Origin of the sequence: Streptomyces sp. NPDC088817 (assembly GCF_044750345.1) — a bacterium.
In the GTDB taxonomy this organism is placed as follows: Bacteria; Actinomycetota; Actinomycetes; order Streptomycetales; family Streptomycetaceae; genus Streptomyces.
Map to the genome: position 1 here is coordinate 138,256 of NZ_JBIVJN010000021.1, position 22,534 is coordinate 160,789.

The 22,534-nt window shown below is 71.4% G+C and carries 20 protein-coding genes and 1 pseudogene; 8 read left to right on the forward strand and 13 right to left on the reverse strand.

Annotated elements, in window-relative coordinates; genetic code table 11:
- Positions 1 to 17: 17 nt before the first annotated feature.
- Positions 18 to 1,967 carry an ATP-dependent zinc metalloprotease FtsH gene (gene ftsH, locus ACIP4X_RS31585; protein WP_358733632.1) on the forward strand — a complete coding sequence of 650 codons (1,950 nt, stop codon included), beginning with the start codon at positions 18 to 20 and terminating at the stop codon, positions 1,965 to 1,967.
- Between the two features lie 349 nt (positions 1,968 to 2,316).
- On the opposite strand, the gene ACIP4X_RS31590 is transcribed toward ftsH, so the two are convergent.
- Together ACIP4X_RS31590 and ACIP4X_RS31595 are read right to left on the reverse strand one after the other, a co-directional pair.
- Positions 2,317 to 3,042 carry a CBS domain-containing protein gene (locus ACIP4X_RS31590; RefSeq protein ID WP_401351600.1) on the reverse strand — a complete coding sequence of 242 codons (726 nt, stop codon included), beginning with the start codon at positions 3,040 to 3,042 and terminating at the stop codon, positions 2,317 to 2,319.
- Positions 3,043 to 3,340: 298 nt separating this feature from the next.
- Complete coding sequence (locus tag ACIP4X_RS31595; protein ID WP_401351602.1) at positions 3,341 to 4,207, reverse strand: universal stress protein; 867 nt, start codon at positions 4,205 to 4,207, stop codon at positions 3,341 to 3,343.
- A gap of 196 nt (positions 4,208 to 4,403) precedes the next feature.
- Here ACIP4X_RS31595 and ACIP4X_RS31600 point away from each other — a divergent pair, with 196 nt between their 5' ends.
- Positions 4,404 to 5,222, forward strand: a complete 819-nt coding sequence (locus tag ACIP4X_RS31600; protein ID WP_391459212.1) for a universal stress protein — start codon at positions 4,404 to 4,406, stop codon at positions 5,220 to 5,222.
- Between the two features lie 31 nt (positions 5,223 to 5,253).
- Here ACIP4X_RS31600 and ACIP4X_RS31605 read toward each other — a convergent pair whose 3' ends face one another.
- The 8 genes and pseudogenes from ACIP4X_RS31605 to ACIP4X_RS31640 all read right to left on the reverse strand — a co-directional run bounded on the left by ACIP4X_RS31605 (position 5,254) and on the right by ACIP4X_RS31640 (position 12,430).
- A complete protein-coding gene (locus ACIP4X_RS31605) occupies positions 5,254 to 5,928 on the reverse strand; it encodes a CBS domain-containing protein (protein WP_358733626.1) in 675 nt (224 codons plus the stop codon).
- Positions 5,929 to 6,041: 113 nt separating this feature from the next.
- Positions 6,042 to 6,113 (reverse strand): annotated as a pseudogene (locus ACIP4X_RS31610) (CBS domain-containing protein); the annotation flags it as partial.
- A gap of 21 nt (positions 6,114 to 6,134) precedes the next feature.
- Positions 6,135 to 6,614 (reverse strand): hydrogenase maturation protease, encoded by a 480-nt coding sequence (locus ACIP4X_RS31615; RefSeq protein WP_391459215.1) that lies wholly within the window; start codon positions 6,612 to 6,614, stop codon positions 6,135 to 6,137.
- Positions 6,611 to 7,957 (reverse strand): Ni/Fe hydrogenase subunit alpha, encoded by a 1,347-nt coding sequence (locus ACIP4X_RS31620; RefSeq protein WP_401351605.1) that lies wholly within the window; start codon positions 7,955 to 7,957, stop codon positions 6,611 to 6,613. Before ACIP4X_RS31620 ends, ACIP4X_RS31615 begins: the two co-directional genes overlap by 4 nt.
- Positions 7,954 to 8,832, reverse strand: coding sequence for an oxidoreductase (locus ACIP4X_RS31625; RefSeq protein WP_358733621.1), 879 nt, complete (start codon positions 8,830 to 8,832; stop codon positions 7,954 to 7,956). The genes ACIP4X_RS31620 and ACIP4X_RS31625 overlap by 4 nt, the downstream gene beginning before the upstream one ends.
- A gap of 1 nt (position 8,833) precedes the next feature.
- Positions 8,834 to 9,652: an FAD/NAD(P)-binding protein gene (locus tag ACIP4X_RS31630; RefSeq protein ID WP_358733619.1), complete on the reverse strand. Its 819-nt coding sequence runs from the start codon at positions 9,650 to 9,652 to the stop codon at positions 8,834 to 8,836.
- Positions 9,649 to 10,776: a 4Fe-4S dicluster domain-containing protein gene (locus ACIP4X_RS31635; protein ID WP_358733850.1), complete on the reverse strand. Its 1,128-nt coding sequence runs from the start codon at positions 10,774 to 10,776 to the stop codon at positions 9,649 to 9,651. The genes ACIP4X_RS31630 and ACIP4X_RS31635 overlap by 4 nt, the downstream gene beginning before the upstream one ends.
- Positions 10,777 to 11,179: 403 nt before the next feature.
- Positions 11,180 to 12,430, reverse strand: coding sequence for an NAD(P)/FAD-dependent oxidoreductase (locus tag ACIP4X_RS31640; RefSeq protein ID WP_358733617.1), 1,251 nt, complete (start codon positions 12,428 to 12,430; stop codon positions 11,180 to 11,182).
- A gap of 335 nt (positions 12,431 to 12,765) precedes the next feature.
- On the opposite strand from ACIP4X_RS31640, the gene ACIP4X_RS31645 reads away from it, so the two are divergent.
- Positions 12,766 to 14,274 (forward strand): cryptochrome/photolyase family protein, encoded by a 1,509-nt coding sequence (locus ACIP4X_RS31645; RefSeq protein WP_391459221.1) that lies wholly within the window; start codon positions 12,766 to 12,768, stop codon positions 14,272 to 14,274.
- A 43-nt stretch (positions 14,275 to 14,317) separates the two neighbouring features.
- Here ACIP4X_RS31645 and ACIP4X_RS31650 read toward each other — a convergent pair whose 3' ends face one another.
- Entirely contained in the window at positions 14,318 to 14,956 is a 639-nt protein-coding gene (locus tag ACIP4X_RS31650; protein ID WP_358733613.1) for a LysE family translocator, read from the reverse strand.
- Between the two features lie 110 nt (positions 14,957 to 15,066).
- Between ACIP4X_RS31650 and ACIP4X_RS31655 the strand changes: the two genes are divergently transcribed.
- The 4 genes from ACIP4X_RS31655 to ACIP4X_RS31670 all read left to right on the forward strand — a co-directional run bounded on the left by ACIP4X_RS31655 (position 15,067) and on the right by ACIP4X_RS31670 (position 19,651).
- Positions 15,067 to 15,540, forward strand: coding sequence for a hypothetical protein (locus ACIP4X_RS31655; protein ID WP_358733611.1), 474 nt, complete (start codon positions 15,067 to 15,069; stop codon positions 15,538 to 15,540).
- Positions 15,541 to 15,752: 212 nt separating this feature from the next.
- Positions 15,753 to 16,706, forward strand: coding sequence for a hypothetical protein (locus ACIP4X_RS31660; RefSeq protein ID WP_401351608.1), 954 nt, complete (start codon positions 15,753 to 15,755; stop codon positions 16,704 to 16,706).
- A 7-nt stretch (positions 16,707 to 16,713) separates the two neighbouring features.
- Positions 16,714 to 18,327, forward strand: a complete 1,614-nt coding sequence (locus tag ACIP4X_RS31665) for a hypothetical protein (RefSeq protein ID WP_391459226.1) — start codon at positions 16,714 to 16,716, stop codon at positions 18,325 to 18,327.
- Between the two features lie 97 nt (positions 18,328 to 18,424).
- The gene (locus ACIP4X_RS31670; protein ID WP_391459227.1) at positions 18,425 to 19,651 is read left to right on the forward strand and encodes an acyl-CoA dehydrogenase family protein; all 1,227 of its coding nucleotides are present in this window, start codon (positions 18,425 to 18,427) and stop codon (positions 19,649 to 19,651) included.
- Between the two features lie 96 nt (positions 19,652 to 19,747).
- On the opposite strand, the gene ACIP4X_RS31675 is transcribed toward ACIP4X_RS31670, so the two are convergent.
- Complete coding sequence (locus ACIP4X_RS31675; RefSeq protein ID WP_391459229.1) at positions 19,748 to 20,656, reverse strand: RNA repair domain-containing protein; 909 nt, start codon at positions 20,654 to 20,656, stop codon at positions 19,748 to 19,750.
- A 276-nt stretch (positions 20,657 to 20,932) separates the two neighbouring features.
- A complete protein-coding gene (locus tag ACIP4X_RS31680; RefSeq protein WP_401351610.1) occupies positions 20,933 to 21,970 on the reverse strand; it encodes a YihY/virulence factor BrkB family protein in 1,038 nt (345 codons plus the stop codon).
- Positions 21,971 to 22,387: 417 nt separating this feature from the next.
- On the opposite strand from ACIP4X_RS31680, the gene ACIP4X_RS31685 reads away from it, so the two are divergent.
- A complete protein-coding gene (locus ACIP4X_RS31685; protein WP_358733601.1) occupies positions 22,388 to 22,516 on the forward strand; it encodes a hypothetical protein in 129 nt (42 codons plus the stop codon).
- Positions 22,517 to 22,534 lie beyond the last annotated feature (18 nt).

Genomic DNA, 22,534 nt, shown 5'->3' on the forward strand with positions numbered 1-22,534 from the left:
CGAAGGGCGTGGGACCGGTGATCACACGAGTGCGGATGCCGCACCGGCATCTGACGCGACCCGCCAAGCCGGGGCCGTCCCGTGAACCCTCCACATCCCGGCAACCTCAGCCGGTCGGCGGACGGTGGATCTTCTGGTGGATACTTACGACGCTCGTCATCGTCCTGCTGCTCTCTCGCGCCCGCTCCGGGCCACACACGACATCACTGTCCTACACCGACTTCGTCGGCAAGGTCGGCGCCAGCCAGGTGCAGATGGTCGACATCAACGACAAGGGCGGGGTCAGCGGCACTCTGAAGGACGGGACGAAGTTCACCACACAGATCCCCACCGCACTGGGCACCGGGGCCCAGCTCCAGCAGCAGATGACATCGCACCACGTGCGAATCGAAGCCAGCCAGAGCAGCGGCGGCGGCTCGGCCTGGTTGTCCGTGCTCTTCACGTTCCTGCCGTTCCTGCTGCTGATCGGCTTCTTCGTGTGGATGGGACGCCGTGCCGCAGGAACAGTGACGGGCGGACTGAGCGCCATCGGACGCTCGCGCGCAAAGATCATCGAGGCAGAGCGGCCCACCACCGGCTTCAACGACATCGCCGGATACGACGGCGTCAAGCAGGAGATCAGCGAGGTCGTCGACTTCCTGCGCAATCCCGCGCGATACACCGCCGCGGGGGCCAAGGGACCACGGGGCGTGATCATGGTCGGGCCTCCCGGTACCGGCAAGACACTCTTCGCGCGGGCAGTCGCCGGCGAGGCTGACGTGCCCTTCCTGTCGATGACCGGCTCCGCGTTCGTGGAGATGTTCGTCGGGGTCGGCGCCTCCCGAGTACGCGACCTGTTCGACGAAGCCCGCAAGCGCGCCCCGTCGATCATCTTCATCGACGAGATCGACGCACTCGGATCGCGTCGCGCGGACGGGGCACGTCTGGGCGGCAACGACGAGCGCGAGCAGACCCTCAACCAGCTGCTGGCCGAGATGGACGGCTTCGACCAATCCAGCGGCATCGTCGTCCTCGCCGCCACCAACCGGCCCGATGCCCTCGACCCGGCGCTGCTGCGCCCCGGACGCTTCGACCGGCAAGTCACCGTGCCGCTGCCCAACCAGGCCGAGCGCACCGCGATCCTCGCCGTCCATGCCCGCGACAAGTTCCTGGCACCGGACATCGACCTCGGCGCCGTGGCACGCGCCACTCCCGGTTTCTCGGGCGCGGATCTCGCCAACCTGGTCAACGAAGGCGCCATCAACGCCGTGCGGGACAATCGCACCCGGATCGAGCCGCGCGACCTGGACGCCGCCCGCGACCGTGTGTTGCTGGGACGCCGGGAGTCCTCCAACGCCCTGCTGCCCGAGGAACGCCGCTCCGTCGCCGTCCACGAGTCGGGCCACGCCCTGGTCGCGGCACTGTGCGAGCACGCCGACCCGGTGGCGAAGGTCACGATCCTTCCGGCCGGCGTCACCCTCGGCGTCACCGAGCAACTCCCCGAGGCGGAACGCCACTTGTACAGCGAGGGCTATCTGACCGACCTTCTGGCGGTACGCCTGGGCGGGCGGGCAGCCGAACTCGTGGTCTTCGGCGAGGGATCGACGGGGGCCGCCGACGACCTGTCCGGGGCAACTCAGATCGCCACCCGCATGGTCCGGGAGTTCGGCCTCTCCCCGGAACTCGGCCCCATCGGGTACTCCTCCTCCGACCCGCACTTCCCCGGCCGGACCACGGACGAGCCCAGCCGTCCGCCGTACTCGGAGCAGACCCAGCGCATCGTCGACGAGGAGGTCACCCGGCTGCTGCGCCAGGCCGAACAACGCGCGATCACGCTGCTGCGCGGCCACCGGTCCGCCCTGGAGCGCCTGGCCGAACGGCTGGTCGCCCACGAGACCATCGACGGCTCCGTCGTCCTCGACGTCCTGCGCCAGGAACACAGCGAGGCCGACGGACGAGGCGATGACCTGGCCGTCAACACGTCCTGACTCACGACGATCCGGGGCATCGCGTCATCGCCGGGTACTTGGATTCCTCCATGGCGTCCCCCTGGATCAGAAGTCGGTCACCACCGGGTCGGAGTCGGTGAAGACGACCCTCCGCCCGGTGCCCGGGAGTCACGTCCACCTCGTCGGCCTCGAAGGCGACACGCCGGTAACCCGGTTCGGAGGCTGCCGACGAGCGCAGCGCCGTGCGCCGTCGCCGTCCCGATCGTCACCGTCGGTCGGCCGGGACCTCCGGAGGGGGACCGTCAGTCCCAGTCGCCGCGGTGAACGGCCCTGGTTCGGACCGTTGCCCACCGGCCGGTGTGTCTGCGGCAAGGTGGCCCGCTTCCTGTCACCGTCCGTGCAGTCGGTCCTCGCCCATACCGTGCGGGGTCCGGGCCCCGGGCCGACGCGAGTCGTCCAGCCCGTGGGTGAGCCTGTCGACCACGTCGACCACGCCGTCGATCTGCCGGGTCATCGAGACGGCGATCTCGGCGTCGCTCCGGCGTTCCGTGGTGCCCTCCAGGGTGACGACGCCCTCGGTCACCGAGACGGTGAGGCTGCGCGGGGCCAGCCCCAGCACGCGTACCAGCACCTCGCCGACGACCTCCTCACGGATCTCGGCGTCCGGGCGCAGGAAGACCCTCAGCAGGTCACGCCTGGTGACGATGCCGACCAGGCGCTCCTCGTCGTCCAGCACCGGCAGCCGTTCCACTCGTCGCTCGGCCATGGTCCGGGCGGCCTCCACGATCGTGTCGTCGGCGTGCACGGTGACGGGCGGCTCGGTCATCAACTGAGCTGCCGTACGCGCCTTCAACCTCGCCTCCCGCCGGCGGGCGGCCATGGTCACCACCGCGCGGAACCGGCGCGCCGACTCGTGTCGGCCGGGCGTGTCCGCCTGGCGCGTCATGAGGTCGGTCCCCGACACCACACCCATGACATGCTCGTCGGCGTCGATCACCGGCAGTCCACTGATCCGGTGGCCTGCGAGCAGGCGGGCGATCTCCTTGAACGGGGTTCCGTATTCGGCCCGGACGACCTCGGTGGTCATCACTGAGCCGATCTTGTCGTGTTTCACATCCGATCCCTCCTCGGCGAGTCGGCGCGGATGACGGCTCCCGGTGCTCCTCTGACGCACGCGACGTCATCACCTCGACGTTTCAAGCGTCGGGCGCCGCGGGCCGCCCGCCCATGGGCTGAACGGGGAAGCGCCGGGGCCGGTAGTCCCAGGCGGTCACACGATGTCGTCTGGGGTACGGGGCGGTGGTCCCACCCCCCGCCGCTCCAGCGGGCCCTGCCGCCGACGGACGGCGCACGGATTGACGTCGGGGATGGTTCCCGCACTCCCGGCCCGCCACGCGGCGCGAAGGCTGGGCTCAGCCATGGGGAACGACGGCGACAGGGCAGCGTCCGTGATGGATGGCGGCCTGTGCCACAGGCCCGAGGTGGGGCACCAGGCCGGCACGGTGCCGACGCCGGCCCAGGACCAGCACAGCGGCTCCCTCGCCGGCCTCCACGACCGCCTTGGCGGGACTGTCGGGACTGATACTGCCGGCCACGCCCACCTGTGGGTACTTCTCCCGCCACGAGTGCAGCTCTCGGCTCATCTGCTCGTGCGCATCCCGGCTCATGTCCTCGCTGATGCGGTGGTCCACTCCCCAGGGCACTCGTGCGTGGAACGGCACGGCGCGACCGTGGACGGCGAGGAGAGGGACGTCCCTGGCCGCTGCGGTGCGGAAGGCGAAGTCGAGCAGGTCGTCCGACGATCCGTGCAGTTTCAGGGCCACGACGACACGGCTCGCCGACGTCGGTGGTCTCCGCCCCGGTCGCTCGGCACGCACCAGCACCACGGGCCGCTCGGCGCGCGCCACGACAGGCATGCTGACGTCCCCCAGGAAGTAGCTCTCGACAGGCTCGAGCCCCCGGGAACCGAGAACGGTCATCTCCGACTCCGAGGCCGCTTGGAGCAGGGCGTGCTGGGCGTCGTCGGCGACCAGGTTCCCGACGACGGACAGGCCCGGATGGCGTGCTTGCAGCTCCGCCTGCGCCGTACGGACGAGACGCTTCGCCCAGTAGTTCTGATCGACTTCGGCGGCGACCCGGGTCGGTTCCGGTGCCAGCAGCGGCCACGCGTGCAGCAGCCGCAGCGCGAGCTTGCGTCTCACCGCTTCGTCCGCGGCCCAGCGGGCAGCGGCCAGACTCTCGGGCGAGCCGTCGAGGCCCACGGTGACGACTGGTTGCATGGCGGCGGCCTCCGTCTCGTATGAAGCTGAATGAGGACGGTGAACGTCCGATCGAGCGTGCGGTCGGGACGTGGCCTGCATACCGGGCGCGATGAGCTTCTCCCCTTCGAGGATCCCCCGGCCCCGACCGCGGCGCATGCGGACCCGCGGAGGAGCGATCGGAGCCGTGGAGTCCGACTCGAGAGGAGAAGGGCGCGTGGGGATTCCCCTGGTGGTGGGCGTCGACGGGTCCAAGGCGAGCCTGGAGGCAGTCGGCTGGGCGGCCAACGAGGCGGCACGGCACGGAATCCCGCTCCATCTCCTGCACGCGGCGGCCGATGAGCAGGAAGCCTCCGAAGTGATCGGCTCTGCTTCGGCGCGTGCCAGGCAGGATGCTCCAGCGGTGCGGTTGTCCAGCGAGGTCTCGTTCGAGGACGCGGCCTCTGCTCTGCTCGACAGGGGACGCAGTGCCTTCGCTCTGGTGCTGGGGGCCAGGGGGCACGGGGATCTTTCCGGCATGCTCCTGGGCTCGGTCAGCCTCTCCGTGGCAGCGCGTGCAGGCTGTCCGGTCGTCGTCGTCCGCGGCAGCCAGGAGCATCGCGCCGCCCGGTTCGGGAATGTCGTCGTGGGAGTCGAGGACGGGGAGGGAAGCGGCACGGCGGTGGACTTCGCGCTGCGCGAGGCCCATGTGCGGGGTTGTCGACTGGTGGCGGTGCACGCCTGGAGCGCACCGTCCGGTGCCTGTACGACACCGCGAGCGCCGTCGTGGTTCCTGGAGGCCCACCGGCGTCCGCCGGCGCAGGTACTCGATGACGCCCTGCGCCACCCTGCCGAAAAGTACCGGGACGCCGCGGTGAGCCGGCGATTGATGGAGAAACCGGCGCGCCGTGCCCTGCTGGAGGCCGCGTCCACGGCGGATCTGCTGGTCGTGGGCGCCCGGCGGCGACTTGGGTATTCGGGCTTGCAGCTGGGCCTGATCAATCACGCGTTGCTGCATCACGCGCCGTGTCCCGTCGCGGTCGTGCCGCAAATGTGACCATTCGGACGTCGCCGAACATGCTCCCTGATCAGGTGCCGGCGGATGCGTTCCCAGGGCCGTCCGTGCGGTGGGCGAGGTTCCCGGAAACGGACACGACGCCGTCGACGCCACGGCACAACTGCTCGATGACGGGAATCAGGCTCCGGTACTCCACGGTGCCGGCGAGGGTGACCCGCCCGTCGTGCACTTCCGCGGTCACGTCCCGTGGATCGAGCCCCAGGGTACGCCGCAGCAGATCCCCGGTGATCTCTTCTCGGATGGCCTCGTCGCGGCGCAGGAAGATCCGCAGCAGGTCACCGCGGCTGACGATGCCCAGCAGCCGGTCCGCCTCGTCCACCACGGGAAGCCGTTTGACGTGCTGGGTCTCCATGAGGCGGGCGGCCTCCACCACTGTCCACTCCGGCCGCGCGCACACCGCGGGAGCGGACATCAGTTCCTCGGCCCGTGAACCCTCGGCCTTGGCCCGCTCCCATGCCTCCAGGTGCGGGATCGGGGTCCTCCCCGACGGGTCGGCCTGGTCGGTGGTCTTCCGCAGCAGGTCGGCCTCGGAAACCAACCCCATCGGGCGGTCCAGCTCGTCCACGACGGGCACGGCGGTGACGTCGTTCTCCTCCAGCAACCTGACGAGCTCCTTGAACGGCGTGTCACGCCGTGCCCGGACGACGTCGCGGGTCATGAGTTCCTCGACCGTTCGGTGGTGCACAGTGCCTCCCGGATACGGGCCGCCCACCTCGCGGCGCGAGACCTCTCGCCTCGTGCGGCGTGCGTCGAGCGGCGCAGGCTGGCTACAGCACCATTCTGTGAAGAATGCGGCGATCACGCGCGCCGGTCGGACTCGGACACCACACCGACGACCCGCCCTTCCCCATCGACGACCGGTACGCCGGCGGTACGACGGCCACCGGCCCCTCAGGTCCCCCGGCTCTGTTCGTGAGCCTGTCGCACGGAGGCGGCGGCGCGGTCGATCAGCTCGGGGAGCGCTGATCGCACCGCTTCACTCAGGCCCGTGCCGAGTTCGATGTCGGCCACTTCCATGGCGTGCACCACGAGCGTCGGCGGCAGTTGACCGAGGGCCTCTGCCAGCGCGAGGCACTCTCCGAGGCCGAGCGCGTGCGTGCTCGCCGTACCCGCCGTACGACCGGTCGCCTCCGCCGCGGTGAGAGTGTGCAACTCCCCCGGCCGGGCCGACCCGGGGCGGAGGGCTTCCAGCAGGACCACCGTCTCCGCGCCGTTCCACAGATCGAGCATGCGCGCGGGTTCCCCGTCGCTGACCGCCAGGACGACGCTGTCGGGAACGCGGCCCGGCAACGCCTCCACCGCCGCCGGGCCGACTCCGTCGTCACCGCGCAGCGAGTTGCCCACACCGATCACCACGATCCGGCCGCTCATGGGCGTTCCACGGACACGTCGAGGAAGTGGGCGGCGCAGGAGATGCAGGGATCATGATTGCGGATGGTCCGTTCGCACAGGTGGGTGAGCTCCTCGTCGTCAGCGGCGGGTCCGGCCGTGTCCAGACGCGCCTGGACGGCCCGGCGCACGTCCTCCTCGATGGCGGTCTGGTTCTGAGCCGTGGGCGGGACGATGCGGGCCTTGGTGAGCGTGCCGTCCTCCGTGAGGGCGTAGCGGTGGTACAGCAGGCCTCGGGGAGCCTCGGTCGCCCCGGCGCCGACACCCTGGCGGGGCGGGACCTCGATGGCAGGCCGGGGAGGGCGTTCGTATCCGTCGATGATCCGCAGGGCCTCCTCGACGGCGTGTACGACTTCGACGGCGCGTACGACGATGCTTCGGTAGGGGTTGTCGCAGACGGCACCGGTCAGCGGGTCACCCAGGCCGGCGTCCTTCGCCGCCTCGGCGGCCACGGGGTGCAGCCACCGGCCGTTGATCGCGTAGCGGGCCAGCGGGCCGGTCAGATGGCGACGGCCGTCCAAAGTGGCGGTGAGAGCGGTGGAATGCGGTACCTGCTCTTCCCGGACGTGCTGTTCGAAGTCGGCCACGGGGAACTCGCGCAGCGCCCGTCCGCGGCCGTGAGCGGCCATGGCCGCCGGCGTTCCGGAGTCGATGGCGTAGCGGCCCGGGTCACGCAGTGCGAGAAGGTCGTGATCGCACACGGCGTCGGGAAAGTCGAACGCCGCGACCCAGCGGACGGTCTCCAGCGCGTCTTCCCGGGTCCGCAGCAGCCGTGCCGCGAGCGGGCGGAGTTCTTCCGGCGCCGGCGTGCGGTAGAAGCCGCCGACCCGAACGTTGACAGGATGGATGGGGCGGCCGCCGAGCTGCTCGATGATCGCGTTGCCGGTCTGTTTGATCCTCAGTCCGCGTTCGACGACGGCGCGTTGGTCACGGGCCAGCTGCACGATGTCCGCTCGCCCGAGGAAGTCCGGGGCGTGCAGCAGGTGGATGTGCAGGGTGTGGCTCTCGATCCACTCGCCGCAGTACAGAAGGCGGCGCAGTTCCGCGAGGGGGCCGTCCACCGTGACACCGCAGGCGTTCTCGATCGCCTGGCAGGCGCTCATCTGGTAGGCGACCGGACAGATACCGCAGATACGGGCGGTGATGTCGGGCGGTTCGGTGTGGCCCCGGCCGGTCAGGAAGGCCTCGAAGAAGCGCGGCGGCTCGTAGATGCGCAGCCGCGTCTCCGTGACGGTGTCCTCCTGGATGCGCAGGTGGAGGGCCGCTTCGCCTTCCACCCTGGCGAGCGCGTCCAGGCGCAGGACGCGGGTTCCGCGATGGTTCATGCGGGCCTTTCCGGGCGGGATCCTCGCCTGGCACGAGGGCTGTGCTGCTCCTCGGCCGCGAGGTCGGGTACGGGGGCATATTCCGGCGACGCGGCGTTGAAGGTACGGAAGACACGCTGGATGTCCTGTTCGCTCATCCCGTCGTGGCACAGCTGCGCGACCATGGAGCGCAGGTTGGGTCGGCTCGTGGGTCCGAAGCAGCCGTAGCACCCGCGTCCGTAGGCGGGGCAGATGGCTCCGCACCCGGCCTGCGTGACCGGGCCCAGACAGGGGGTGCCGTGGGCCACGGTGATGCAGGTGGTCCCGCGCCTCTTGCACTCGAAGCAGACGCTGTGGCTCGGGATCCGGGGCTTGCGTCCGGCCAGGAAGGCGGTGATGACTTCGAGGAGCTGGCCGCGGTCGATGGGGCAGCCGCGCAGTTCGAAGTCGACCGGAACATGGGCCGAGATCGGCGTCGAGGTCTCCAGCGTGGCGATGTACTCCGGCTGGGCGTACACCGCGGCGAGGAACTCGTCGACGTCGGCGAAGTTGCGCAGCGCCTGGATGCCGCCTGCGGTGGCGCAGGCTCCGATGGTCACCAGGTACCGGGAGACGCGTCGTATGCGCCGGATCCGCTCGGCGTCCTCGGCGGTGGTGATCGACCCTTCGACCAGGGAGAGGTCGTACGGCCCCCGGCCGTCCGGCCGTACGCGCTCCCCGCCGGCGCCCTCGACCGGAGTCATCTCCACGAAGTGGTCGATCCGGACGCGTTCGGTGAGGCCGAGGAATTCGTCCTCGCAGTCGAGCAGGGTCAGTTGGCAGCCGTCGCAGGAGGCGAACTTCCACACGGCCAGCGCCGGCCGTGCGTCGGGCGCCGATCCGGGCTCCGTGACCATGTCACAACTCCCTTACGAGGAGGAGGTGTGCCACGCGGTCGTAGCCGACGACCGGCCCGTCGCGGCACAGCAGGAGCGGGCCGAGCTGGCAGTGGCCGCAATGGCCGGTGGCGCAGCGCATATTGCGTTCCAGGGACACCTGAACGCTCTGCGGGACCAGGTCCCGGGCCAGGAGGGAGCGTGCGGTGTGCCGCATCATCACCTCGGGCCCGCACACGAGCGCGCGGGTCCGTTCGGGGCGCAGGTCGAGGCGGTCGAGGAGCGTGGTGACCACGCCCACCTCACCGCGCCAGCCGGGCCCGGGGCGGTCGACGGTCACCGCCACCCGGGCCGGGCCGCGCCAGCTCTCGATCTCGTCCCGGTAGATCAGATCGGCGGGGGTACGGGCGCCCACGAGGACCGTGAGCCGGCCGTAGATGTCCGGCCGGTCCAGGACCGCGTGTACGACCGGACGCAGCGGGGCCAGCCCGATGCCGCCGGCGATCACCAGCACGTCGTGGCCGACTGCCGAGTCGAGGTCCCAGCCGGTGCCGTACGGCCCGCTGAGTCCGACGCCTGCCCCCGGGCGCAACCGGCACAGGGCGGTCGAGACCGCGCCGACCGCGCGCACGGTGTGCACGAGTCCCCCCTGGCGGCCACGCAGGGCACTGGCCGAGATGGGCACCTCGCCGACCCCGAAGGCGTAGATCATCGCGAACTGCCCCGGTGAGAAGGGCGCGAGTGCTCCGGCGGCCGGCGTCAGCTCGATCGACCGGGTGTCGCCGGTCTCGGCCCAGGTGTCGGCCACGTGGTACGGCAACGGGGCGGCCATGGTGGTCATCGCTCCCCCGGGTCCGACGGCGGTACGCCGGACCGGGTCCAGTCGTGCAGGGCGGCGGCCTCCTCGGTGATGTCGATGCCGACCGGGCACCACACGATGCACCGTCCGCAGCCCACGCAGCCGGACGAGCCGAACTGGTCGTACCAGGTCCCGAGTTTGTGGGTCATCCACTGCCGGTAGCGGCTGCGCGCCGAGGCGCGGACCGGGCCCCCGTGCAGATGGGAGAAGTCCAGGTCGAAGCAGGAGTCCCACAGTCGCCACCGTTCCGCGTGGTCGCCGGTGAGGTCCGTGACGTCCTCGGTGGTGGTGCAGAAGCAGGTGGGACAGACCATGGTGCAGTTGCCGCAGGTCAGGCACCGCCCGGCGACGTCGTCCCAGCGGGGCGCGTCGAGAGTGCCGGCCATCAGCTCCCGCAGGTCGGCTTCGGGCATGCTCCGTCCCATGCGGCTCGCGGCGGCCGTGACGTCCGCGCGCGCCGCTTCCCGGGTTTCCGGGTCTGCCGGACGCGCGGGCAGTTCGGCCAGGATCTCCTCGCCCTCCCGGCTGCCGCCGCGGATCCAGAAGCGGTGCCCGTCCTCGTCGGCCACTTCGGTCATCACCAGGTCGTAGCCGGGACCGGCAGCGGGTCCGGTGCCCATCGAGACGCAGAAGCAGGTGGCGCCGGGCTCCGTGCACTCGACCACGATCAGCAGCGCCCCGGAGCGCCGCCCCTCGTAGACGGGGTCGCGGTACGTCCCACCGGTCAGCACCCGGTCCTGGACGGCGATGGCCCGAAGGTCGCAGGGGCGCACCCCGAGGAAGGCGTATCGAGGCGGTGCGGCCTGCTCGGCCGTGAGGACCAGCTCGCCCTCCACGCGATCGGCGCTCCACTGCCGCACCCGCGGCGGATGCAGGAACGGCTTCCACGACTGGGGACCCGCCGCGTTCGCGAAGGCGGCACCGTCCGATCGCTCCCGCAGCCGATACCGCCCGGCCTCCGACTCCACGCCCCACCCGTACGGCAGCTCGTCGGCCGACCGCAGTTCGGCCAGCACGATCGCCCCGTCCCGCACAGTGGGGCCGACCACGGTGAATCCTCGCCGCACCAGCACGTCCACGAGCGCGGCCACACCGTCCTTGCCCATGACGAGCCCGTCGGACGCGGGGGCCGGGGAGACGTTCACTTCGGCGTCGGCATCCACGACCGACCTCCTTCGGCACCGCGGACAGCGCAAGAGGCCTGCTGTCCTCCGAGCCCTACGATCGCAGCATTCCGGCCACCTCGTCGTGCCGACAGAGCCATGCGGGCAAGCCCATGGGGTCCATCGGCCCTGTTCCCCCCGTCGGCCCCAGCAGGTGATCAACAGCCGCCTCTGGCTGCTGTCCGAGCGCACGGGGGACCGCCAACACGTCGTGAGTGGCTCCGTGGCGGAGATGAGCGCCGGTCCCGCTGGTCCCCGCGATCGCGTGAGGCGTTCGCCGTCCGTCCGCGCCGCCCGCGCCGAAGCAACCTCGCCGCCGCGGCGATCGCGGCGGGGTTCTCACGCATCAGTTTCCGCGGAGGTCCTCCAGCACCTCACGGGCCGCCCGCGCGCCGGAGGCGAGGGCGCCCTGGACGGAACCCGTGCCGCGGTGATCCCCGCAGACGTAGCGGCCCGGCCCGGTGCGGCAGGTCCGGGTCAGTGGCCAGGGTGGCGGCATGGCGGGCAGCGCGTTCTCGACGGTGCGCGCGACCAGCAGGTCCCAGGCGGTGGCGTCGGCGCCGTACATCTCGGACAGGGCCGCGACCACGGCCGCCCGCACGGGCCCGGTGTCGCCGCCCAGGACCGAGGTGGCGATCAGGGCACTGCCGCGCGGGGCGTACTCGGGCGCGACGTCACTGAGGACGCAGGTGTTCAGTACACGGCGGCGGATGTCGACCAGCAGGACGGGACGGCCCAGCGGAGAGCGCGGGGCGACGTGGTAGTACGTGGTGACGGTGCGCTGGGCGGGGACGTCCAGGCCGGGCAGCAGCCGTGCGGCAGCCGCGGCGCCGGTCGCCACGACGACGGCGCGCGCCGGCAACTCCGCACCGTCCGCCACGACCACGCCCCGGCCGACGAGCCGTGACACGGGTGTGCCGAGCCGTACGGTGCCCTCGGGCAGGGCAGCGGCCAGGGCACGCGGAACGGACTGCACACCGAAGGCGGGCAGGCACAGCGCGCCGCGCAGCATGCTGCGCCACACGAGGTGGAACACCCGGCTGGAGGTCTCCAGGGAGTCCTCCAGGAAGACGCCGGAGAGGAACGGCCGGAAGAAGCCCTCCACGAACGGCGCGGAGAAGCCCGCTTCGGCCAGCGCGTCGCGGGTGGTGCGCTCGGGCGCGTGCTTGAGCGCGCGGGCCGGGGCGAGCGCGTCGCGGGCGCCGAGTGCGGCCAGCGCCACCAGGTCGCGCGGCCGGGCGAAACGCGCGGACAGCAGCGACGCCACCGCGTCGGGGCGGCGGCGCGGGTCGGCCAGCAGCACGCGCCGGTCACCGGTGTGCACCAGGACGCCCGGCAGAAAGGGGCGCGGGTCGAGGAACGGTGCGGGCAGGCGGCGGCGCAGCTGCGGGTACGCCGGGTTGACGACCTGGAAGCCACGGTCCACCGTGAAGCCGTCCAGGCGGTCGGTCCGCATCCGCCCGCCCGCCGCGTCGCCCGCCTCCAGCACCGTGACGCCGAGTCCCGCGGCGGCCAGGTCGCGGGCGCACGCCAGCCCGGCGACCCCGGCACCCACCACGACGACGTCCGCGACCGCCGTTCCCTCCGCCACGCCCACCACCTCTCCTCGCTTCTCAAGGGCCTGTTGCCGAGCGGAGCCCGCCACGCTCCCCGCCGCCCCCAAGGACGTCAACAGGGGCCCGGCGTCCTCATCAGCTACTTCCCCGTCGGCCACCGCAGCGGATGCGCCCGCACCCGAACGGGCGACCACCGGCGGCCCGCCGTATCCACCGGGGCAGGCGGTACGACCCGGACGGAGCACATGTGCGGCGCCGGCCGGAGGAATTGGCGGGCGTGAAGGGGCGCTTGTGCACGAGCCGTGGAACGGCACCCCACACAACACCTCGTACGTGTACGCCACCACACCCGTATCGCACGGAAGGTGCCCCTGCCATGACCACCCCGCACTGGATCTTCGGCGACCAGCTCGGCCCGCACTTCCTCACGTCCGCAGGCGAGGACGGGCCCGACCACGGGGCGCCCGTGGTGATGATCGAGGCCAGGTCGGTCTTCCGGCGGCACCGCTTCCACCGTGCCAAGGCGCACCTGGTGCTCTCCGCGATGCGGCACCGCGCGGCGGAACTGGGCGGGCGGGTGACATATGTGCGCGCCGACACCTACCGGGAGGGCCTGCGCCGCGCGGTGGGCGGCGCGCCGGTCACGGTGTGCCACCCCACCTCGTACGCGGCGCTCCGGCTGGTGCGGTCCCTGCCCAGGGTGCGGGTGCTGCCCGCCCGGGGCTTCCTGGTGGCCAGCGAGGAGTTCGCCGGCTGGGCCGAGGAGCACGGTGGGCGGCGGCTGCTCCAGGAGGACTTCTACCGCTGGGTGCGCCAGGAGCACGACCTGCTGATGGAGGGCGGCCACCCGGCCGGCGGCCGGTTCAACCACGACCACGCCAACCGCGAGCCTCCGCCGGGCGGCGCCCATGAGCTCGACGTGCCGGCCCCGTATCGGCCGCGGGAGGACGACATCGACGCCGAGGTGCGCGACGACCTCGACCGGTGGGAATGCGAGGACGGGGTGCGGTTCGTCGGCCGGGACGGGCCCCGCCTCTTCCCCGCCACCCGACGGGAGGCGCTGTCGGCGCTGCGCCGTTTCGTGGCACACCGGCTGGCGTCCTTCGGGCCGTACGAGGACGCGATGCTCACCGGCGATCCCGTGATGAGCCACAGCCTGCTGTCGTCGTCGCTGAACCTGGGGCTGCTGCACCCGGCGGAGTGCGTGGAGCGAGCCGAGCGGGCCTGGCGGGAGGGCGCCGTCCCGGTCAACAGCGCGGAGGGCTTCGTTCGGCAGGTCGCGGGCTGGCGGGAGTACGTCTGGCAGCTGTACTGGCACTTCGGCGAGGACTACCGGCACGACAACACGCTCGGGCACACGGAAGGGCTGCCGGAGTACTTCGCCGAGCTGGACGCGGACGCGGTCACCGCGCGCTGCCTGGCCACCGTGCTCGCCCAGGTGCGCGACACCGGGTGGACGCATCACATCCCCCGGCTGATGGTGCTGGGCAGCCACGCCCTGCAGCGCGGCTGGGACCCGGTCGCGGTGACCGACTGGTTCCACCGCTGCTTCGTCGACGGCTACGAGTGGGTGATGGTGCCGAACGTGGTGGGCATGTCCCAGTACGCGGACGGCGGCCGGATGACCACCAAGCCGTACACGTCGGGCGGCGCCTACATCCACCGCATGAGCGATCTGTGCGACGGCTGCGCCTACCGGCCCACCGAGCGCACCGGTCCGCGGGCGTGCCCCTTCACCGCCGGGTACTGGGCCTTCCTGCACCGGCACCGGCGGCTGCTGTCCGGCAACGCCCGTATGCGGCGCTCGGTACAGGGCCTGGACCGGCTCGGCGACCTCGACGAAGTGCTGCGGCAGGAACGGCGGCGGGCGGGCGAGGTGCCGTGAGGCGGCAACGCGGTCCGGCCCCCTGGGCCGGCGGGGGCCGTCGTCACACGTCGTTCCCGGTGAGGGCGAGACGGACGCCGAGGCCGACCATCAACGTCCCTGACACCGCGCCGATCCCGGACAGACGGCGGGGCGATCCGCTGATCCAGCCACGTGCGGTCCCGGCGAGAAGCCCCCAGGCCGAGTCCGAAACCAGGGCGACAGCGACGCAGACGATGCCGAGGATCAGGAGCTGCAGCGTCACGTGCCCCGCCGAGCGGTTGACGAACTGGGGCAGCACCGCGGAGAAGATCAGGAAGCCCTTCGGATTGCTCACCCCGACGACGAAGCCCTGCCGGACGTCGCGTCGCACGTTCGCGGGCGGACGCTGCCGCGCTTCCGTGACGGCCAGTTCCCCGCGATGCCGCCACGTCTGGACGCCGAGGTAGATCAGATACAGCGCGCCGGCGAACTTCAGCACCGAGAACACCACGATGGATCGCGCGACCACGGCTCCCAACCCGAAAGCCACCAGTACGGCTTGGACCAGCACTCCGCCGTTGTTGCCCATCGCGGTGGCCAGCGCCGCCCGGCGCCCGAGCGCCACCCCGCGCCCGACCACGAACACCACGCTCGGCCCCGGAACGGCGATCAGCGCAGCGACCACGGCGAGAAAAGCCCAGAAGTGCCCGATACCTAACACGCCGTCAGGCTATGAGGATGGGGCAGTGCCCGGCAACCCTTGTGTGCCCGTCGACCACTCGTACGGGATGATCCCGGTCATACGTGATCAGGAGAGGTTGTGAGGAGATCATGATTGAGGCGCTCTGGGCGGCCGGAGAGATCCCGCACCATGACGGGCTGTACCGGCCGGACGGCACCGGCTTGGAGCTCCATGTCGACGGTCCGGGGGCGTACCACCCGGATGCCGGGCAGCCGATTCCCTTCCGTGTCGGAGAACCGCTCGATGTGGCCCGGGCCATTGAGAGGCACGGCGTCGACGGGGTGGACACCTACTTCGAGAGCCCGCTACCGGACGGATCAGGGTGGATGTCCGGCGGGGGCGCGGACGGGATGGGCAACATCGGCCACCTCGCCCGCATCAACGCCGACCGCTCGTTGCGGTGGGTCGCCGTGATGTGCCGCTCCAACCCGTTCGTCGGAGTGCACTACGAGGGCACGGGCGCCGTCTTCACCAACGACTGGGGCAAGCGGCTGAAGCTCGACCTCACGAGCCCTGCCCTTGGGCGCCGCACGCCGCAGTCGCCGCCTGGTCGGCACGCCTGATCGCGCTCGGTGCGCTTCGCTCCTGCGTTGGCTGCGGATAGCCGTGGGCGGTACGCTTCTGGGGATAGTCAACGCGATTGCCTGCGCGCTTTTCCTGAGACATTGATGGGCACAACATCTCTCAAGTAATACTGACGCGCTGAAAAATGCTGAACAGCATGCGGATTTATTCGGCGTCAGCAAGTTGACGTTCGACCAGTAATGGGACTCCCATGGGCTGGCTCTCCTTCGGATACTTCGTATCGTACATTCCTTACGCCATGCCGGTGAAGGCACTGGCCAGCGGGGTGACGCCACTGTCGTCCCAGCGGATCAGCGGCTTCGAGATGCTGCCCGCGTCCGTCCTCGGGCAGCTCGCCGCGATGATGATCTTCCTGGGCGTGTCGGGCCGATGGCAACACATGCGCCGGAGCGGGATCGGCGGGGGCCGGATTCCGGTGGCGGGGCAGGAGACACTGGCGGCCGGCCTCTTCACCTCGCTCATCATCGGCACCACCACGATGAATTACACCTTTGCCGGCGTCTCGATCCTCTTCATGCTGTTGTTGATGCGGGGCGGGGTTCTCATTCTCTCCCCATTGATCGACAGAGCGGGAAATCGTCCGGTCATGAAACATTCCTGGCCGGCGCTGTTCGTCTTCGCGTCGATGATCCACCTCGACCGGCGCGAATACACCTGGGGCGTGCCGGCCTGGGCGTTCGCCAGTCTGATGTCCGGCCTGGTCGCCTCCTACACGCTCGCATGGCCGGCCGGGCTCCCGGCTCCCGGGAGCAGCCAGCTGATCGCGCTGGTGTTCGGGGTCGGCGCGGCCGCGGCCCTGTCCTGCCCGTCGGCCGTCCTCTGGCGGCGCACCCGCGGCACCGGCGCGGCATGCCGGGTGCTGTTCGTCTGCGGTGGGAACACGTGCCGCTCGCCCATGGCGGAGGTCATCGCATGGGCCGAAGCCATGGAGACGGGCGTCGCCCACGCCTTCCGGTTGTCCAGCGCGGGACTCGCGACGCCGTTGCCCGGGCGGGCGATGGCTCCCGGCGCCCGGTCCGCGCTTGCGCAGTCTCCGGAGGCGTACCGCCGGTGCGCCCAGCACATCCAGCGCTCCGTACGCGGTCGCCTGTGCGAGCTCGCCGAGTCCTACGGCGCTTGCGGCACCACTCCGGGACGGGGGTGAGGCGGGGATGCCAGTGGCGCGAGTGACGAACGGATACGGCGCCGCCCTCGGCCGGCGGGCCCGGCTGGTGGCGGTGGCCGCCGAACCGGAGGACCTCACCCCCCGTTCGCTGCGCGACCTCGCGGGAGTCGCGGACGAGCTGGAGGTCAGGGCCGATCTGGTCGGCGATCCCGATCCGTCCGGGCTGCGTCGGCACTTCGGAGGGCAGCTGACCTACTGCCTGCGCTCCGCGCGACATGGTGGCCGCTCGGTCGCCGGCCCGGTGGAACGGCGCACCCGGCTGCTGCGTGCGGCGGACCACTACGAACTGGTCGACCTCGAGGCGATGGACGACGTGCGGCCGGAACTGCTGGCAGCCGTCCCGGCCCGGCAGCGGCGTGTCTCCTGGCAGGCGTCCGGGCCTGCGGGGCGGGCCGAGGGGCGCTGTCGAACGGGGCTGCGGCAGGCACAGGGAAGGCTCCGGGAGCGGTTCGCCGCGATGTCCGCCGTACCGGCGGCGCTGTACCTCCTCGCGCCGTCTGCGGGCGAACCGTACGGGTCCGCCGCGCCGCTGCTGCTCACCGGGCTCGGGCGCACCGACGTGACGGCGTTCGCGTCCGGTCCGGCCGGCACGTGGACCCGGGTGCTGGCCCCGTGGCTGGGCGCGCCCGTCGTCTTCGGCCGGATCGGCACGGAGGGGGAGGACGGAATGCCGAGTGTGAGCCGGCTCCTGACCGACTACGGCCTGCCCGCGTTGCCCCCGCTCGGCGGACTTCTCGGCATTGCCGGGCGTGCGCCGGGAGGGTCGTTGTCGCCCCGGCTGCACAACGCGGCGTTGCGGGAACTCGGGCTGCCCGCGCTGTACCTGCCGTTTCAGGTGGACAGGTTCTCCCGGTTCTGGCAGGGGGGCTTCGACTTCGGGTCGCTGGGTGGGCTCCCCCTCCACGGGCTGACCGTGACCGCCCCGCACAAGGAGAGCGCCCTCCAAGTGGCCGGCGTCGCCGACCCGGAGGCGCTGGGGTGCGGTGCGGCCAATCTGCTGCGGCTCGACCGGGGGCGCTGGCGGGCGGCCACCACTGACGCCGTAGGTGCCCTGCGCGCCCTGGCCCTGGGCGGAGTCGACCCGAGCGGCCGTACGGCCGCCGTCATCGGTTGCGGCGGTGCCGGACGGGCCGTCGCCTGGGCCCTGCGCGGGACCGGAGCCAGGGTGACCCTGGTCAACCGGGGAATCGCACACGGTCTGGAAGCCTCCGCGCGGCTCGGACTTCCCTACGTACCGCTGTCCCGGTTCTCCCCGGCGGGGTACGACCTGCTCGTGCATGCCACACCCCTGGTGGAGCGGGAGCCGTTCCCGGTTGCCGCGGCCGACCGGGACGCGGTGGTGCTGGAGATGGCCTACCGCGATCCGCCGACCGCGCTCACCCGCGCCGCCCGTGCTCGCGGGCTGGTCTGCGTCGACGGCTGGCAGGTCCTGTTCGTCGAAGTGCGTGAGCAGTTCCGGCTGATGACGGGCCATTCGATGCCGGACACACTGCCCCTGCGGTCCATCTGCTTCGGACCGGCCGAGCAGGCCGCTGTCCACGGCCTCACCGCGTCAGGAGGACCGGCACGGACACACCGCAAGGGGCGGGAGGCACCATGACGAGCCGTGCGACGCCCTCGTCCGGACCGTCGGGACCGTCCGGACCGCCCACCGCCCGCCTGGCGAACGTGACATGGCGCTTGGAGGCTGTCTCCACATGACCGACGACCTGCCCCGCGCCGCCGGATCCGTCCGCGTCCCGGCGATCGGAGACGACCAGGCTGTTCTCGTCACCACGGCCAGGCTCGCCGCGGACACATTCGCCCCCCGCGCGGTGGAGTACGACCGCGAGGCGGTCTTCCCCACCGAGGATTTCGACGACCTGTTCTCCAGCAATCTCCTGGGCGCCACCGTGCCACGCGAATACGGGGGCCTGGGCTACGGCCCTCAGCAGCGCCACACCCTGCCCCTGTGGGAGATGACCACCACGCTGGCCAAGGCGGATCTTTCACTGGCCCGCTGCTGGGAAGGGCACGCCAACGCACTGGTCCTGATCGACGCCCTGGGCACCCCCGAGCAGAAACGACGCTGGTTCGCGGGCGTGGTGGAACACGGGGAGAAATGGGCCGCCTGGAGCGGCGAACCCCAAGCCCCGAAGCCGGGCGAGAACCTTCGCTTCGGCACCACACTGGTCCCCGTCCGCGACGGCTGGGTCCTCCGTGGCAGCAAGGCGTTCGCCACAGGGGCCACCGGAGCACAGTGGGCGATCCTGCTCGTCGATCCGGAAACACCCGGCGGAGCCCGTCAGACCCCGGATGCCCGCGGGAGGCTCCTGCTGCTGGCCTGCGACCTGTCCGACCCGACCGTGACCGTGGACGCCTCCTGGTGGGACCCCGCCGGCATGCGTGCGACCGTCAGCCACGCGGTGTGCTTCCACGACACCTTCATACCGCGCGAGCATCTCGTCGGGGGTCCCGGCAGCTTCTTCGAGGGGCAGTGGCAGACCGCGTTCGTACCCCATTACGCTGCCAGCTTCCTCGGCGGCGCCCTCGCCGCGTACGAGTACGGGCTCGCGTATCTGAAACGACAGGGCAAGGGCGGCGACCCCTATGTGCAGCAGCGAGTGGGCAGCATGGCGGTCAATGTCGAGACCGGGCGCCTCTGGCTGCGCCATGTCGCCGCTCTGTGGGACGAGGGCAGGGACGACGAGGCCCGGATCGCCGGCGCCAGGGCCTGGCACACGATCGCGCGTCTGGCACAGGAGACGGTGCAGCACGCCATCCAGGCCTGCGGCGCCCGCAGCCTGATCCGCCCGAGCCCCGTGGAGCGGGTCCTGCGCGACCTGACGCTGTACGGACTGCACGACAACAACGATCACGTTCTCGCGACCATAGGCCGTGCCGTGCTCGGCGAGCAGTACGACCTGTCCTTCCACAGACTCTGAGCGAGGCCCGGAGCTTCGCAGAGTGGGCGGTACCGCTGCCCGGAGCCTCCCGGGGAGCAGCCAGAACCCCGCGCTTCGCCCCAGCCGGCCAGGGCCTCACCTGTCGTTGATCACGGACAGCCATGCCGTGTCCTCCGGGCCCGGCGCTTCGAGGTCGAGCGCGGGCAGCCGGCGCACCTCGCCCGATCGCAGGGCGACCGTGGCCCGCGGCCGCATCGGCCCGTCGCCCCTGCGTGAGAGCAGGACGACTTCCCAGACTGTCGCCGTCATGGCGTCGAGCCGGGTGGCGCAGTCGGCGGTGACCCGCCGCGGATCGCGGGTCCGGCCCAGGGACAGATGCGGGGTGAAGTCCTCGGTGGGCCGACCGCAGCGCGGGAACCGCTGCCGCAGTGCGTGGTGCAGGTCAGCCCAGGGCGCCTTGCCGGCTGCCGCCGGGTCGAGCCACACGGTGGCGTACGCCCTGTGCCGGAAGGTGCGCACTCCGTCCAGCCGGGCGGTGAAGACGGGCGTCTCGGCCGTCGCCGCGGCGAGCAGTGGGGCGGCCCGCTCGAAGTCGGACTCCGGCACGAAGCCGAAGAGCACGTTGACGTGCGGCGGCCACCGGTGGATCTGCGGATCGTAGTCCTGGCGGATGTCCTGGAGCGGCGGCCACAGTTCCGCGGGCGGGATCCAGGCCACCGCCGTACGGGGTGTCGGGAACACGTCGAGGACGTGCCCGGCCCCGTGGGACCTCGTGTCGCGGCTCGGGTCCGCTCGCGGGGTACGCACCCGGCCGACGCCCGACGCGTCGATACGGTCCACACCCGTGGCCCGGTCCCAGACCACCTCGCCGTCCGCCTCGATGAACACCACCCGGTGCCACGGGATGTCGCCGCCGGGCACGAAGGAAGGCAGGGGGACGCGGTCGATGCCGTCCCCGCGCCGGCTGATCCCCAGCACGAACCGGGCCGGGTCGAACCGCGGATCCCAGCGGACCCGGTGATAGATCTCGTCGCTGGTACGCACCACGCCTCCTCTCCCACCATCACACCTCGGCCTCCTCCAGCGCTTCCCAGCGGCATCAGTGATGCGCGCCGAGCGAGCGTCACAGAACGCTGGCGAGTGCCAGGCTCAGAATCACGAGGCCAATCGATGATGATGAGGAAGTCGCCGATCCGCTGCCCCGGCCGAGCCTGGCAGGGGCAGCGGATATCGTGCCTTCGGCTGAATCGGTGATCATGCCCCGACGGTATCCGCATTCGATGTCCCCCCGCCGGATGACGCCGCTACGGTGCCGGTGGATCAGCTTTCGCGAGAGGGCTTGTCGACGGCCTTGTCGCCCCCGCCTTTGTCCGGCCCTGGGAACGGCTGGCCGTGGAACTCGACGTGGACCTCCTGGAAGCCCTTGAAGCTCGCGGTGGTCGCATACGACCGATAGGCCCGGCGGTCGGCCTCGGTGAGGAGGACGTCGTCGGTGAAGGGGGTGAGCAGGCTGCGCGGCCAGAGCCGATGTGCGCGCACTGCGGCGGCCTCGACCGTCAGGACGAAGCCGAGGGCCGCGAGATACAGCCAGGCAACGAGGCCGAGGACGATCGCGAACAGGCCGTACGTCGCGCTGGCGCCGTTGAGGTAGTGGCGCACGTAGTAAGCGCCGCCCCATTGCAGTGCTTGCCATGCGCAGGCGCCGCCCACGGCCGGGCCCCACAGGTACCGCACGTCGATCCGTGCGCGGGTGAGGACTCTGACGGTCAGCACCAGCAGGGCGGCGTTCAGCAGGACGACGCCGAGAACAGCGCCCACCCGGACCCCACCCTCGAAGCGCAGGCCGAAGGCCCGCGCCGAGGAGGCGACGACCGAGACTCCGGTGGTGGACAGCAGGCCGACGGCCAGCAGAGCGATGAACAGCAGCCCCCGCACCCTGGACCGCACGGGATCGGGGCGGGCGTGACGCGGCACGGCCCACATCTTGTTCAGGGCGTGCTGCACGGCCTGGGTCACGCCCAGGCCACCGTAGAGGCTTCCGAGCACACCAACGGCCAGGGCGACCCCGCTGCCGCGGAAGGAATGGATGTTGTGCTTCAGCTGGTCGCCCAGCACGGGGAAGTTCCGCAGGGCCGAGTTCAGGACCTGCTGCTGCAGGGTGGGGTCGTTCTGGAGCACCGCCGCCAGGGTGGAGACCAGGAGCAGAAGAAGAGGGAAGAGGGACAGGAAGCCGTAGAAGGCCATGAGGGCGGCCAGATGCATTCCCTGGTCATCGGCGAACTTGTACACCACGGCCAAAGGCATGCCCAGCCAGCGATGCCGTCGCTGGAAGCCGTCGAGACGGTCCACCGCACCCATGACGTCTCCCTGATGCCGACCCCGCGCCCGGCGGCATGGGGCGCCGTCACGACTTCGTATGCGGAAAGACCCTCTGCGCAGCAGATTCCGCCGTTCGGGTATCCGGGGTCTCACGTTCCCAAACGGGTGCGCACCAACCTGGCCCTGATCGCGGCGTCCGCGTTCGGCTACTTCTACCTCACCTGGCGGGTGTCCTGCGCGGCGGAAGAGTGAGCGCCCGGACCCTGGTGCCCACCGTGTGCCTGTTGGGCGTTCCTCTCCTGCTCGCGCCGGCCATCCACGTGTCCTCCCTGGGCGTGGCCCTGCGCCTGCTGGCCGCGGGCGCGCTGCTGCTGGGCGCGGCGAACCCGCCCTTGGACGCCGCACGGCTCGACATCCTCCCCACTGCTGTGGGGCACGGGCGAAGGGGTACGCACCATGCTGCGCACCCTGTACGAAGCCGCCGCGCTCACCCTGTTCGGCTACTTCTCGACCACGGTCTTCGCCGACCGCGGCGGCAACGGCAGCACGGGCCCAGTGCGTGCCCGTTCCCTCGTTCGCCTGTAGGCCAGGTGACCTTCGAAG

Coding starts and splice junctions, on each gene's coding strand:
- ACIP4X_RS31685 (WP_358733601.1), top strand. CDS start 22,388: ATGCTGCGCACCCTGTACGAAGCCGCCGCGCTCACCCTGTTCGGCTAC.
- ACIP4X_RS31645 (WP_391459221.1), top strand. CDS start 12,766: ATGACCACCCCGCACTGGATCTTCGGCGACCAGCTCGGCCCGCACTTC.
- ACIP4X_RS31680 (WP_401351610.1), bottom strand. CDS start 21,970: ATGGGTGCGGTGGACCGTCTCGACGGCTTCCAGCGACGGCATCGCTGG.
- ACIP4X_RS31655 (WP_358733611.1), top strand. CDS start 15,067: ATGATTGAGGCGCTCTGGGCGGCCGGAGAGATCCCGCACCATGACGGG.
- ACIP4X_RS31615 (WP_391459215.1), bottom strand. CDS start 6,614: ATGAGCGGCCGGATCGTGGTGATCGGTGTGGGCAACTCGCTGCGCGGT.
- ACIP4X_RS31630 (WP_358733619.1), bottom strand. CDS start 9,652: ATGACCACCATGGCCGCCCCGTTGCCGTACCACGTGGCCGACACCTGG.
- ACIP4X_RS31665 (WP_391459226.1), top strand. CDS start 16,714: ATGCCAGTGGCGCGAGTGACGAACGGATACGGCGCCGCCCTCGGCCGG.
- ACIP4X_RS31625 (WP_358733621.1), bottom strand. CDS start 8,832: ATGGTCACGGAGCCCGGATCGGCGCCCGACGCACGGCCGGCGCTGGCC.
- ACIP4X_RS31670 (WP_391459227.1), top strand. CDS start 18,425: ATGACCGACGACCTGCCCCGCGCCGCCGGATCCGTCCGCGTCCCGGCG.
- ACIP4X_RS31635 (WP_358733850.1), bottom strand. CDS start 10,776: ATGGGCAAGGACGGTGTGGCCGCGCTCGTGGACGTGCTGGTGCGGCGA.
- ACIP4X_RS31660 (WP_401351608.1), top strand. CDS start 15,753: ATGGGCTGGCTCTCCTTCGGATACTTCGTATCGTACATTCCTTACGCC.
- ACIP4X_RS31620 (WP_401351605.1), bottom strand. CDS start 7,957: ATGAACCATCGCGGAACCCGCGTCCTGCGCCTGGACGCGCTCGCCAGG.
- ACIP4X_RS31595 (WP_401351602.1), bottom strand. CDS start 4,207: ATGCAACCAGTCGTCACCGTGGGCCTCGACGGCTCGCCCGAGAGTCTG.